Here is a 13,545-nt window from a genome sequence, read left to right as displayed (position 1 = left end):
AAGCGTGTGCAGGAGCGCCAGTTCTTCTTTACAAAATATAAGAGCAAAGATGGTCCGGACACTGTTACATTCCGCCATCCTTACATTTACAAATACTTTGACTCAACCGCAGTAGTTAACACTGCCAAGTCAAACCTGAACTATACGCTGTACCGCCTGGCCGATGTGTACCTGATGTATGCCGAAGCATCCAACCGTGCAGAAGGCGGACCCAATCCCCAGGCCATTTCATATGTAAATGCTATCCGTACACGTGCAAAGCTGGCACCCATTGCCGCAATGTCACAAACCGACTTTGAGCATGAAGTATGGCTGCAACGCTACTATGAGCTGTGCTTTGAAAACAAAATGTGGTTTGACATGCTGCGTACCCGCAAGGTGCACAACGATGTAACCGGCAACTGGGATGATTTTGTAGGACACAAAACCGTGTTCGGCGCCACTTTCGGAGAAAAACAATTACTGTTCCCGCTGCCCAAGCAGGAAACAGATGTGAACCCGGCTATTCTGCCGCAGAATCCTGGCTTCTAATTTTGTTCATACAAAGTTGAAAAAGCCCACCGGTAAACGGTGGGCTTTTTTATTTCCGGCGCTTGCCTGCTCCCTGCTCAAAATCCCATAAATCAGGAATTTTAATTGGATAATCGGGAATATGTACATATGTTTGTACATATTACCATTGCCCTTATGAAACTGCAGGAGCGTATTGCGGAATTGAAAAGGCAATGCGCTGCGAAATAAATATTAACAGATGAAAGCAAAACTGTTTAACCTGTTTGCCGTTGCCTTCTTATACACGGCAGCAGGATATGCCCAAACCACTTCATCTACCTTTACCGCTATAGCCGTGCAGCCTACCACGGCCTATTTACAGCACAACGGCCAGGCATGCCGGATGGTACGCATGATATTGCATGGCGGCGCAAGCTACGCACCCGGCCAGGTATATGTTTCGTTTAACGGTTTGCAGGACAGCCTGCGGCTGCCGGCTGATACAGCGGGTTTAAAGGAATATGAAATTCCCCTGCCCGGCGCACCCGTAACGCATGATGTGCAGGCGTACATACGTTACGCCACCGGCGGGCGGCAGTACCATGCCCGCTGCATTGTACCGCCCGCGCGTACCGACTGGAAAGTATATGTAATGCCGCACTCCCATGTAGATGTTGGTTACACCAACGTACAATCCAAGGTGCTGGCCATTCATATGAACAACATTGATGAAGCTATTAAGATAGCGGAACGCTCGGCCTCCTATCCGCCTGAAGCGCGTTTTAAATGGAATACAGAGGCCATTTGGGTAGTGGAGCACTACCTGGCGCTTTCCGATGAAGCAAAGCAGCGCCGCTTCTGGGACGCCGTTAAAAAAGGATGGATTAACCTGGATGGCGGATATGGCAACATTAATACCAGCGCCACCAGCGCCGCACAGCTGCTGCATATGTTTTATACCGGCATACACCTGGGGCAAACGCACGGCATACAGGTTAACTCCATGTTCCAGGGCGATGTGCCCGGCGCCTCCTGGGGCCTGGCCGCCCAGGCAGATATAACCGGTGTGCATTACTTCCTGAGCGCGCCCAATGCATCGGATCGCATTGGCAGCGCAGACCTGTGGCGGGATAAACCTTTTTACTGGCAGTCGCCGTCCGGTGGGCAAAAGCTGTTGTTCTGGCAGTCCTCCCCCTACTCTATCGGTTACCGGATCAAAGGCAATAAGATCCCTAACTTTTTCACCGTAGAAGACCCCAAACCTTATTACACCGGCCATCCTTCCGAACACTTCCTGGATCCTTTCCTGTTTGACTACCTGGCCAGGCTGGAACAGAAAGGTTTTCCCTACAACATGACCTTACTTACCTGGGCTATGAGCGACAATGCGCCCATTGACCCCGAGCTGCCCGAAGCAGTTAAGGCATGGAATGAACGCTATGCATCGCCTAAGCTGGTGATCACTTCCGTTAAACAGTTCCTGCAGGATTTTGAAAAAGCCTATAAGGATAAAATACCGGTGATAGCAGGCGATTACACAGAGTTCTGGACAGATGGTATTGCCTCTGCCGCACGCGAAACAGGCATTAACCGCAACGCTTCCGACCGTTTGCAGCAGGCAGGCGCCATCTGGGCATTACGGGGCAAGCCCGGTTATCCGGCAGCGGATTTTGATACCGCGTGGACCAACATCATCATGTTCAACGAGCATACATGGGGCGCCTACAACAGCGTTTCGCACCCGGAGGACCCCAAGGCCATATCCCAATGGAAATACAAACAGGCATTTGCGTTAAACGGAGCCGAACAGGCAAATGCGCTGCTTGCAAAAAGTGAGGCAGGTGAAGCTGCCGCCGCCAACGCTGTGGATGTGTACAATACACTTGCCCATGCCCGCACAGGACTGGTAGTAGTGCCGGCCTCACTAAGCAGCGCAGGCGACCTGGTACAAGACAGCCAGGGCCATAAAGTGCCCTCCCAGCGCCTGGGCAGCGGAGAGCTGGCCTTTGTGCCGCCTATGCTGCCGCCTTTTTCCAAACAGCGCTTTACTATTCAAAAAGGCGCCGCCTATGTAACGGATAAGGCTACTGTAAAAGGCAATACGCTGGAAAACGGCATTTACACCATTACGCTGGATGAAAACACCGGCAATATCATACGCCTGCTCAGGAAAGGCAGCAATGTGAACCTGGCCGATTCCGCGGGACTGAACCAATACACCTACCTGCCCGGCGACTCCGCCGAAAAAGTGCAGTACGCAGGCCATGCCCGCATACAGGTAAAGGAAAAAGGGCCGCTGGTGGTAAGCCTGGCCGTAAGATCAGATGCGCCGGGCGCTAATAGCCTGCAGCAGGAAGTGCAGCTGGTAGCCGGCATAGATAATATAGCGCTCACCAACACGATTGATAAAAAGGCCATTGGCAGCAAGGAAAGCGTGCATTTCGTGTTTCCCTTTCATGTGCCGGGCGCACAGGTGCGCTACAGCATACCCTGGGGCAGCGTTATGGCCGAGGCAGACCAGCTGCCCTATACTAACCGTAACTGGTACACGCTGCAACGCTGGGTAGATGTTTCCAACAAAAACATGGGCATTACCTGGAGCAGCCCGGATGCGCCCCTGTTTGAAATTGGCCGCTACCCTACCGCCGGTCTTATAGGCGGCCTGCATAATTCCCCGTTATGGCGCTCATTTACAGAGCAGCAGCCGGTAATAGCCTCCTGGGTAATGAACAATTTATGGCATACCAATTTCCGCCGCTCCCAAGAGGGCCCTGCTACTTTCCATTACTACCTGCAGGTACATCATGCATATGATGCAGTAGCCGCCAACCGGTACGGGCTGGCCAGCCACCAGCCGCTGGTGGCCGCACCAGCCACCGGCGCTGCCACAGAAGCGCTGTTCTTTAACCTGGATGCAAAAACAGTTTATGTAGAGAATATAAGTCCTGCCCGTAACGGCAAAGGCGTGCAGCTGCAGCTGGTGAATGCCGCCGGTGAGCCGGCCACGGTAACGCTGCAGCCCAGGCAGCACAATACCACGCTGGAAGTGCATGAAAGCAATTTACTGGAAGCAGACGGCCGGGAGCTGGGCGCCACCTTTACCGTGCCTGCCAAAGGCGTAATGATGATACATGTAACAACCAGGTAAAAAGAAAAAACCGAGAGCAATATATTCATGAATACAAGCACCCAGGGGCCGGCCGTTACCGGCGGTTCTGAGAAAAAAACAAAATGGCGCAGCAGCTCACAGCCGTTGCTGCCGGTACAAAAAACCTGTGCGCCGGAAACAGGTTATAATATTTACCCTACCCACAGCCTGGGCGCCGGGAAAATACATGCCGGCTATGACACGCTTGCCAGCTGGATAGCCACACAGCCACTGGTGCTGATAGACGGTTATGCCGGCATTTACTGGGACACTGTGCAGCAGGCGCTGGAAAAGGCGCTGCAACAGCAAGGCATACACGTAACCTGGCATACCACAGCCGCGCTCTTAAAACCAGCAACGGCTGTACAACAGCTGGTTGCTCCTTTTATAGGAGCGGAAGGAGATGTATGGGGCAAAAGAGCTACGCTGCAATTGACAGATTTTTTTCAGCCCGGCACATCCGGCCGCTTACACTTTAATGCTAATTCCACCCATATAGTAATCGGTACCGGCGCTGCGCTAACACATTTGCAGGCGCCGGTTATTTACCTGGATATTCCTAAAAACGAGCTGCAGTACCGCATGCGGGCCGGCACAGTCACCAACCTGGGTAACACGAAAACCGAAGCCTATAATGAAATGTACAAGCGCGCCTACTTTGTTGACTGGGTGGTGCTGAATAATTATAAACAGTCCATTGCCAGCCGCATTACCATTATGGCCGACACGCAGTGGCGCGATACGCTTACCTGGGTATTTAACACCGACCTGCAGGCGGGCATTGCCAGCATAAGCCGCACCAGCTTCCGGGTACGGCCCTGGTTTGAAGCCGGCGCCTGGGGCGGTCAGTGGATGAAGCAGCACATACCTGCGCTGAACCAGCAGGAGGTAAACTATGCCTGGTCTTTTGAAATGATAGTACCGGAGAACGGGGTAATATTTGAAAGCGACCATTACCTGCTGGAAATACCTTTTGAATGGCTGATGTTTTACCAGCACCGGAACATACTGGGCAACCATGCGGATATTTTCCGGTATGAGTTTCCCATCCGTTTTGATTTCCTGGACACTTTTGACGGCGGTAACCTTTCTATACAATGCCATCCCACCCTGCAATACATCCGCGACAACTTTGGCGAAAATATTACGCAGGACGAAACCTATTATATACTGGATTGTAAGGACAATGCCGGCGTGTACCTGGGCTTCCGGGAAGGTATTGACCCTGCAGCCTTCCGCAAAGTGCTGGAAAACAGCCGCGATAACCAGGAGCCGGTACCTGTTACAGACTATGTGCAGCTGCACAAGGCCGCCCGGCACGACCTTTTTCTGATACCTAACGGCACGGTGCATAGCGCGGGCGCCGATAACCTGGTATTGGAGATCAGCGCTACACCGTATATTTTTACATTCAAGATGTATGACTGGCTGCGGCCTGGGCTGGACGGAAAGCCCCGCTCCATCAGCATAGACCATGCATTCAACAACCTGGACTTCAGCAGGCAGGGAGCTGTGGTTACACAGCAGCTATTGTCGGTGCCCGGCGTAATTCAGTCGGGTAGCGACTGGCAGATTGTGCATGTACCCACGCATGCCGCTCATTTTTATGATGTGCACCGCCTGGAGTTTGATACCACCATTACGGTACCTACCGGCAACTGCTGCCTGGTAATGATGCTGGTAGAAGGCACGGCTGTTACCGTTACTACCGGCAGCGCCACAACCGTGTACCACTATGCGGAAACCTTTGTAATACCCGCAGCCGCAGCTACCTGCACCATTACCAATAACGGCGCGGGGCGTGCAAAAGTGGTGCAGGCATTTTTAAAACCCGGTCACCCTGTTTTCAGCGATCTTATTTCCAGACAATGAGCATGCAATCCTCTACCCATAACAACCTGGCGCTTACCACGCTGATAGCCTCCCTGGGCGGTTTCCTCTTTGGCTTTGATATGGCCGTGGTATCAGGCGTGCTGCCTTTTGTACAGGAGCAGTTTAACCTTACCGCGGCGCAGCAGGGCTGGTTTGTATCTTCTGCGCTGGCAGGCTGCATCATCGGAGTAATATTTGCCAGTGACCTGGGCGACCGCCTGGGGCGTAAAAAAGTAATGCTGCTGGCCGCCGTGCTGTTTCTGCTGGCCGCTGCCGGCTGCACGTTTATACCGGTATTTTCGCTGTTAATACTGGCGCGCATACTGGGCGGGCTGGCAGTAGGCATTGCCTCCAGCATAGTGCCGCTGTACCTGTCTGAAATAGCGCCCGACCATCAGCGCGGCCGGCTTGTTACCTTTTACCAGCTGGCCATTACCATCGGCATTTTCATTGCTTACCTGAGCAATGCCCTGCTGCTGCAATATGCGGCAGATGCAGGCGGTTTGGCGTTGTGGCGTAAAATGTTCGGCGTAGGCATTATACCGGCATTACTGTTTCTGCTGGGCGTTACCATTATACCCGAAAGCCCGCGCTGGTTAAAGCAGCGGCACGCAGCAACCGTAAGCGCGGCGCCTGCTGCCGGCGGCTATGGGCAGCTGTTTGCGCCGGTTTACCGCCGCGCCTTGCTCATAGGCATTTTGCTGCCCCTGTTCTCACAGTTCAGCGGTATTAATGCCATTATTTACTACGGGCCTACTATTTTGCACAAAGCAGGCATTACCCTTAGCAATTCGTTATTAAGCCAGCTGTTTTTTGGCGCAGCCAATGTATTCTTTACCCTGTTTGCCATCTGGAAGGTAGATAGCCTGGGCAGGCGGCCGCTGTACCTGTGGGGCACCGCCGGCGCTGCCGTAAGCCTGGTGCTTACCGGCATCTGCTTTTACACCGGCGCCACTACCGGTATATACTTACTGCTTTGCGTGCTGGCTTTCCTGGCTTTCTTTGCATTTTCCATAGGCCCTTTGAAGTTTGTGATAGCAGCGGAGATATTCCCCGATCACATTCGCGCAAAAGCCCTCTCCTTCAGCATTATGGTAATGTGGATAGCAGATACCATTGTAGGACAGCTAACGCCTATGCTGCTCAACGGCATAGGTACGGCGCCCACTTTCTGGTTCTTTGCCCTGTTTTGCGTACTGGCATTTATTACGGTATATAAACTGGTTCCGGAAACAAAAGGACAATCAATAGAACAAATTCAGGCACATTGGAACAAAATAATGCACTAAACGCGCAGCATAATATTGTGCTGGGCGCCGACATTGGCGGATCACATATTACTACGGCATTGATAAACCGGCAAAGCAGAACGCTGGTGCCCGGCTCTTTTTACCGGGAGCATGTGAATGCGCAGGGCAGCGCAGCGGCAATTATACAGGCATGGGCCAAAGTTATACGGCAAAGCATGCAGGCAGCAGCAGGTGTGCAGCGCATAGGCATTGCCATGCCCGGGCCTTTTGATTATGAAGCAGGCATTTCCTTTATCAAGGGGCTGCACAAATATGAAGCGCTGTACGGGTTAAATGTAAAAACGCTGCTGGCGCAGGAGCTGAACATGCCTGCTTCCTGCATTAAAATGGCCAACGATGCGCAATGCTTTTTGCAGGGCGAGCTGTTTAACGGCGCTGTAAAAGACCAGCCCCGGGCCATGGGCTTTACGCTGGGCACCGGCTTTGGATCGGCCGTTGCGGAAAATGGCGTGGCGCGCGACCTCTCCTATTTCAATACTCCCTTTAAAGACGCGCGTGCGGAAGAATATTTCAGCGCACGCTGGATCATGCAGCGGTATAAAGACATCAGCGGGCAAACCGCCAAAAACGTAAAGGCCATTGCCGGCATTGCGCAAACAACGCCTGTTGTTGCTGCCCTGTTCCATGAATTTGGCGCTAACCTGGGCGAGTTTACAGCTACCCTGCAACCGGCCCCTGACCTGGTGGTACTGGGCGGCAACATTGCGCAAACCTATTCCCTGTTTAAAGGCGGACTGCAAGAAAAAATCCAGGAGCAAGGCTTACCCACCACCTTTGTAGTATCGGCCCTGGGCGAGCAGGCAGCCCTTTTTGGCGCTGCCGGAATGCTGTTTGCCTGAAGTATTTCTTCAACTTTTTTTGTTGTCCGCTAAAATTGCTAAATTGATACTGCCCGGTGTTTATGCGCCGGTAGCGGCGTTTATGCGCTGCGTTGCCAACTGGAGTTACATTCACTTTCTATTATCAATTGTACATTATGGATCAACCGGAAATTTCTGATCCCGTGTTCCTTGAGGCGGTTGCTGCCATGGATGCCGGTAACGTGCCTGTGCTGGAGCAACTGCTGGCGCAACACCCTTACCTGGCCTGTAAGCAGCTGGATATGCCTGCAGAAAAATACTTCCGGCAACCTTACCTGCTTTACTTTATTGCAGATAACCCCGTACGTACCGGCACGCGCCCCGTTAATATTACCGACATTGCTGCTGTTATCATCCACACCGTGCAGCAGCATGCGCCTGATACCCTCCAAAAGCAGCTTAATTATACCTTAAGCCTGGTAGCTACCAGCAGCACCTGCCGGGCTTGCGGCGTACAGCTAACGCTTATGGACCTGCTGCTGGACGCAGGCGCCATAGCATCCGGCGCGCTGGATGCCCTGGCGCATAGCAATGTAACAGCAGCCAAACATTTGCTGGAACGGGGCGAAGCGCTTACCCTGCCGGTAGCGGCCTGCCTGGGGCTTACCGGCAGTGTGGAACGCCTGGCAGCCGTAGCCGATGAGCGGGTACGGGAAGTAGCGCTGGCTGCTGCAGCCTTTTACGGGCAAACCGATGTTATTTCACTGCTGTTAAAAACCGGGGTGGATGTAAATGCATTCCCGCACGCCAAATGCCATTTCCATGAGCATGCAACAGCGCTGCACCAGGCAGTATGCTCCGGTTCACTGGATGCGGTAAAAATGCTGATACATGCAGGCGCCCGGCCTGATCTGCGTGACCAGCTATACCAGGGTACCCCATTGGGATGGGCTGAATACCTGCAAAGCGAAGAGCAATATGATGCGGCAGCCAAACAGCAGTTTGCCCGCATTGCCGGCTACCTGCGTACTATTGCTAAGTAAAAGCACCGGTGCGTTAACGCACCGGTGCCTTATTAATTATTCATTCTTAATTATTAATTCTTAATTATTCATTAAACGCGTCCCATAAACGGATCGCTGAAACTTTCGGCGCCGGTTTCCACCCGGCCGGCATAGCGTTTTTCAAAGGCATCAAAACCATTAATGGTAATGCTGAAATCATACCAGCCATGGCTGTTCTTCAGCGGCAGCACTATATTGGCGGCGTCGCCTTTAGCTACTGTTTTTGTTACATCATTAGTTTTGTAGGCATGGTCTTTAACAGCTACCTGCATGTCGCCGGCAGCATCGTTGCTTACTTTTATTACCAGGTTGCCCGTGGGCTTTTTGGTTTTTGCGTCCTGCTCATATGCTACCGCTATCTGCAGCGCAGGATCACCGGCATTGCCCATCACTTCGCGGTAAAAACCATTGGGACCGTACAGGCGTAAATGATAGCGGTTATTTTCAAATGCCTCCAGCGGCCACTGGTAAGTAAGGCTGTCGCCCGGCTTTACGGCAAAGGCCCAGTTACGGCACACATCTACCGTACCTTTCCCATCTTTATATTGCCCTGGCGCATATACGGTAAAGGGAGCGCCGGCAGCCTTTTTACCGTGCATTTTATTACCGGCCTGCATGGTGAATGTTACCTGCTTTTTATCTGCCTGCGCCTCTGCATACAGCTCATAAGGCAGCGCACAGGAAGGACGCACGCCTTTTTCCTGCGTGGAGAGGTCATCCAGCTTCAGCGGGTTGCGGATAATATGACGGATCTCCTGGTCAGATAATTTTTTATATCCGCCCGGCTCCTGCTTGAACTTTGCGTTATAAATATCTTCTACATACTTATTGCGGTCCAGGAAGGGAATAGGCTCCAGCTTATCACCGTTAAAGGGGCTGAAGGCGGAGGTAAGATCGCCGCAGATGGTTCTGCGCCAGGCGCTGATATTATTTTGCCGGATGTTCTTTTTATACTTCTGGTTCACAAATGTTTCCAGGAACTGTATGGTAGAGGTATGGTCAAACAGCTGCGAGCATACCTTACCGCCGCGGCTCCAGGGAGAGGCTATGATCATAGGTACGCGGAAACCAAGGCCTATAGGCGCTTCGCGGGCAGCTTTTTCAGGCACGCCCTGTTTCAGCTCATTGGCTAAACGCACGTGCTCTATTTCCGTGTCAATACCGGCAGATACCTTGCCTGTTCCGGGCTTGTTTTCATCGGGTATATAAAAGGGCGGCACGTGGTCAAAGTAACCATCATTCTCATCATAGGTAACAATGAAAATGGTTTTCTTCCATACATCGGGGTTTTGGGTAAGAATGTCCAGTATTTCAGACACATACCATGCTCCGTACCAGGGTGCGCTGGGATGGTCTGAGAAATTCTGCGGCGCTGCCAGCCATGATACAGTGGGCAGCTTACCTTCCTGCACATCTTTACGGAACTGGTATAATACGTCGCCTCCGGGCACGGTTACTTCACGTTTTTCATTACCGTCTGTATAGCTCAGCTTTGTAATATTGCGGCAGTCAGGATCGCCTTCATTGGTAACAAAAGCGCGGCGGTACAGGTTCTTTTGCTCATCGGTGAGCTTTTCAAAATTCTCCTGGTTCCATTTCGCCAGCTCGGCCTTTGCTTTGTCCAGCACTTCCTGCTTTTTAGCCAGCTCTGTTCTTATTTTCTGTGCCGCTTCTTCTGTAGAGGGGCTGGCTTCCTGCAGCTTGTTGATCTGGTCCGGCAGCGTGTCTACCTGCCTTTGCAGGCTTTGTATATAACGCGGTGCAAATTTTATGTTATAGGCAGCAAAAAACTCCAGCAGGTTACAGCCGAAGTTAGCCAGCCAGGAGCGCTCCTCTCCTTTAAAACCGCCGCCGCAGCTGGTTTCGTTCTGGTAAAATTTCCAGGCAATATTATTTTGCTCCAGCAGCTCGGGGAACGTGTTCCAGGGCAGCTTGGCATAGCTGTAATCATCATTGCGTATATGCGCTTTAGGCAGGCCGTCTACATCATGCGTGATCTTGCCTGTCCAGAAAAAAGAGCGGTTAGGCGTGGTGCTGGTCATGGCCGAGCAAAAGTTCTGATCGCAAATGGTAAAGGCGTCTGCCATGGCGTAGTTAAAGGGCAGGTCTTCCCGGTTGTAATAGCCCATTGTTAAGGGCATGGCGGCATATTGTTTGTTGCCCGACCTTTTAGCCAGCAGCCACTGGTCGTACTTGCCATTGTTATTAGCGTCTACCTGGCTGGCGCGGGAGTGCGGCAGGGACCCCATCCAGGTTACCTTGGTGTCTTTAATATCCAGGCGGAAAGGCGCATAGGTTTCGCCCCGCTCATTGGTTTGCAGAAATACCGGCTTCTTGTCGGGCAGCATCAGCGCGCGGGGATCGTTAAAGCCGCGCACACCCCGCAGGGTGCCAAAGCAATGGTCAAAAGAACGGTTCTCCTGCATCAGTATCACAATATGCTCTGCATCCAGCCAGGTGCTGCCTGGTGACGGGTCAATAGCCAATGCCCTTTGAATAGAAGCCGGCATAAAGGCCGACAGGCCCGCGGCGCCGGAAAGCAGTACTGATTTTTTGAGAAACTCCCTGCGTGTATCCATATTATATAATTGTTAATTAATAGTCTTCATATACGTGAAAGCCTTATGCAGCCCCGTTAGCATAAATTTAAAAAGGCAGGCATACAAATAAAAACCATGCGGCTGTTTCAATAATGCAACGGCAAATACGGGTGATGAGTGGCAGCAGTTTTTTACGGGCTGTATATTATTCTTCATACGGCGAAGGGCTTACGGAAGTCCATCCGCCATCTATTACCAGGCTTTGCCCGGTAATGTGTTTGGCCAGCGGCGACACCAGGAACAGCGCCGCGTGCGCAATATCCGCAGTAGTTGCAGGGCGCCCCATCGGCGTTAACCGCGACCATACCTGCTCATAATCCGCTTCTGCGGTGGTTCTTTCTGTAAGCGTGGCGCCGGGTGCTATGGCATTTACGTTAATGCGGAATGGCGACAGCTCTACCACCAGGCTTTTGGCCAACATTTCAAGCGCAGCTTTCGTCATGCCGTACACTGCTAAATTTTTATGCGCCTGGTGGCCGGTAACAGAAGAGGTAAACAGGATGGCGCCGCCTTGTCCCTGTTGTTTCATTTGCCGCGCAGCCGCCTGCGCCAGAAAGAAATTACCGCCCAGGTTCACCTGCAGCACTTTATAAAAATCAGTTTCAGGATACGTAAAAAAATCACCGAACAACGTAATGCCGGCATTGCCAATTGCAATATCCAGCCGGCCAAAGCGGTCTACAGCGGTATGCACCAGCTGTTGTATGAACGGCGCTTCGGCCACATCGCCGCCTATGCCAATGCATGCCTGCCCCGTGGCGTCAATGCTGCGGGCGGCCTGCTGCGCCAGCGCTGCATCCACATCATTTAACAATACCTGCGCGCCCTGCTGCACCAGCTGCCGGCATATCTCATACCCTATGCCCTGCCCTGCGCCGGTAACAATAGCCACCTGGCCGTGGAATATCGGTTTAGCGAACATAACCTTATTATTTATTTAAGTGAAGAACGTGGATGACAAAACGATAATGCCGCAAGTATAAGAAGTTATTTGCGCGCATCATAGCAAAATATGAGCGGCGGTTTATACAACGGCGTCAGCTAAAATGCCTGATCATATCCATGGCCCCATTCACTAAAAAAGGTACGCCCAGCTTTATGCAATCTTCATTAAATATCACTTTGGGATGATGCAGGAAAAAGTCAGTATTGCCATTATGCTGTGCGCCCAGGAAATAAAACTGGGAAGGCATCAGGCGGGAATAAAAAGAAAAGTCCTCAGCTATCAGCTGCCCGCTGACTTCCTGTATTTTTTCCCTGCCAAACACCTGCTCCTGCGCGGGCGCCAGCGCCTGGTGCATGCCTGCATCATTCAGCAGGCTGGGATAATATGCCGTAAACTCCAGCTCAATGCTGCAGCTATAGGAAATTTCCATGCCCCTGATGAGCGCCCGCAGCTTTTCCACGATCCGGTTATAGGTATCAATGTTCAATGCCCTTAAAGAGCCCTGCAGCAGCACACCGTTGGGTATTACATTATGACTGGGCTCTCCTTTAATGGCAATATTGGTGACTGCCAGCACTGCCGGCTCAATAGTGGCGGTATGGGATATGATGGATTGCGCTGCTACTATCAGCTGGCTGCCAATGAGCACCGGGTCCGTAACATGCTCCAGCGAGCCCGCATGCCCGCCTTTACCGTTTATGTGAATAAAAAAATTGCTCACATTAGCCAGGGCTTCCCCGTTCCTGTAGCCCAGCACGCCTACGGGCAGCAGGGGATGCACATGCAATCCCAATGCTGCTTTTGCATCATTCAGTTTGCCGCTTTCAATGATCATTTGCCCGCCGGATTTACCTTTTTCCGGGCTGCGGGCAGTGCCTTCTTCCGACGGTTGAAACACCAGCTTTACAGTGCCGTTAAAATCCTGCTCTTTTAAAACATAGGCAGCGCCCAGCAGCATAGTGGTATGTATGTCGTGGCCGCAGGCATGCATTACCCGCTCATGTGCGGAGCTGAAGGGCAGGCCGGTATCTTCCACAACAGGCAGGGCGTCCATATCGGCGCGCAACACTACTACGGGCCCGCCTTTGCCTTTGCTGAGCGTGGCAATAACACCGGTAACGGCAATGGTTTCAAACGGAATGTCCAAATCCAGCAGGTGGTCCTGCACCAGGGCCGTGGTTTTAAATTCTTCAAAACCCAGCTCGGGGTGCTGGTGCAGCTGCCGTCTTATGGTAACCAGTTGCCGAAACAAATGTTCATTCATGGGTAATGCCTGTGCTTAGTGATTGTTAATGCCTGATAAAAGATAACTG

The 13,545-nt window shown here is 52.1% G+C and carries 9 protein-coding genes; 6 read left to right on the top strand and 3 right to left on the bottom strand.

Annotated elements, in window-relative coordinates; genetic code table 11:
- From VFS25_RS20855 to VFS25_RS20830, 6 genes are all read left to right on the top strand, one after another.
- The coding region (locus VFS25_RS20855; RefSeq protein WP_326464115.1) for a RagB/SusD family nutrient uptake outer membrane protein at positions 1–531 on the top strand (531 nt) is incomplete at its 5' end.
- Positions 532–751: 220 nt separating this feature from the next.
- Positions 752–3,640: a glycoside hydrolase family 38 C-terminal domain-containing protein gene (locus VFS25_RS20850; RefSeq protein ID WP_326464114.1), complete on the top strand. Its 2,889-nt coding sequence runs from the start codon at positions 752–754 to the stop codon at positions 3,638–3,640.
- Between the two features lie 27 nt (positions 3,641–3,667).
- On the top strand, positions 3,668–5,512 hold the full coding sequence (locus VFS25_RS20845) for a class I mannose-6-phosphate isomerase (RefSeq protein WP_326464113.1): 1,845 nt from the start codon (positions 3,668–3,670) through the stop codon (positions 5,510–5,512).
- Positions 5,509–6,801 carry an MFS transporter gene (locus VFS25_RS20840; RefSeq protein ID WP_326464112.1) on the top strand — a complete coding sequence of 431 codons (1,293 nt, stop codon included), beginning with the start codon at positions 5,509–5,511 and terminating at the stop codon, positions 6,799–6,801. The genes VFS25_RS20845 and VFS25_RS20840 overlap by 4 nt, the downstream gene beginning before the upstream one ends.
- Complete coding sequence (locus tag VFS25_RS20835) at positions 6,780–7,661, top strand: ROK family protein (protein ID WP_326464111.1); 882 nt, start codon at positions 6,780–6,782, stop codon at positions 7,659–7,661. The genes VFS25_RS20840 and VFS25_RS20835 overlap by 22 nt, the downstream gene beginning before the upstream one ends.
- Positions 7,662–7,798: 137 nt before the next feature.
- A complete protein-coding gene (locus VFS25_RS20830) occupies positions 7,799–8,665 on the top strand; it encodes an ankyrin repeat domain-containing protein (RefSeq protein WP_326464110.1) in 867 nt (288 codons plus the stop codon).
- Between the two features lie 71 nt (positions 8,666–8,736).
- Here VFS25_RS20830 and VFS25_RS20825 read toward each other — a convergent pair whose 3' ends face one another.
- The 3 genes from VFS25_RS20825 to VFS25_RS20815 all read right to left on the bottom strand — a co-directional run bounded on the left by VFS25_RS20825 (position 8,737) and on the right by VFS25_RS20815 (position 13,496).
- On the bottom strand, positions 8,737–11,265 hold the full coding sequence (locus VFS25_RS20825) for a phosphocholine-specific phospholipase C (RefSeq protein ID WP_326464109.1): 2,529 nt from the start codon (positions 11,263–11,265) through the stop codon (positions 8,737–8,739).
- Positions 11,266–11,431: 166 nt separating this feature from the next.
- Entirely contained in the window at positions 11,432–12,208 is a 777-nt protein-coding gene (locus tag VFS25_RS20820) for an SDR family oxidoreductase (protein ID WP_326464108.1), read from the bottom strand.
- Positions 12,209–12,323: 115 nt separating this feature from the next.
- Complete coding sequence (locus tag VFS25_RS20815) at positions 12,324–13,496, bottom strand: M20 family metallopeptidase (RefSeq protein WP_326464107.1); 1,173 nt, start codon at positions 13,494–13,496, stop codon at positions 12,324–12,326.
- Between the last annotated feature and the right edge of the window lie 49 nt (positions 13,497–13,545).

It is taken from the genome of Chitinophaga sp. (assembly GCF_035761305.1).
Lineage (GTDB): Bacteria > Bacteroidota > Bacteroidia > Chitinophagales > Chitinophagaceae > Chitinophaga.
Note: the sequence above shows the minus strand (reverse complement) of the source record. Positions and strands in the feature narration are given on the sequence as shown.

Bases quoted from the DNA above. Each gene is read 5' to 3' on its own strand.
- VFS25_RS20850 (WP_326464114.1), top strand. From the start codon at position 752: ATGAAAGCAAAACTGTTTAACCTGTTTGCCGTTGCCTTCTTATACACG.
- VFS25_RS20845 (WP_326464113.1), top strand. From the start codon at position 3,668: ATGAATACAAGCACCCAGGGGCCGGCCGTTACCGGCGGTTCTGAGAAA.
- VFS25_RS20840 (WP_326464112.1), top strand. From the start codon at position 5,509: ATGAGCATGCAATCCTCTACCCATAACAACCTGGCGCTTACCACGCTG.
- VFS25_RS20830 (WP_326464110.1), top strand. From the start codon at position 7,799: ATGGATCAACCGGAAATTTCTGATCCCGTGTTCCTTGAGGCGGTTGCT.
- VFS25_RS20825 (WP_326464109.1), bottom strand. From the start codon at position 11,265: ATGGATACACGCAGGGAGTTTCTCAAAAAATCAGTACTGCTTTCCGGC.
- VFS25_RS20820 (WP_326464108.1), bottom strand. From the start codon at position 12,208: ATGTTCGCTAAACCGATATTCCACGGCCAGGTGGCTATTGTTACCGGC.
- VFS25_RS20815 (WP_326464107.1), bottom strand. From the start codon at position 13,496: ATGAATGAACATTTGTTTCGGCAACTGGTTACCATAAGACGGCAGCTG.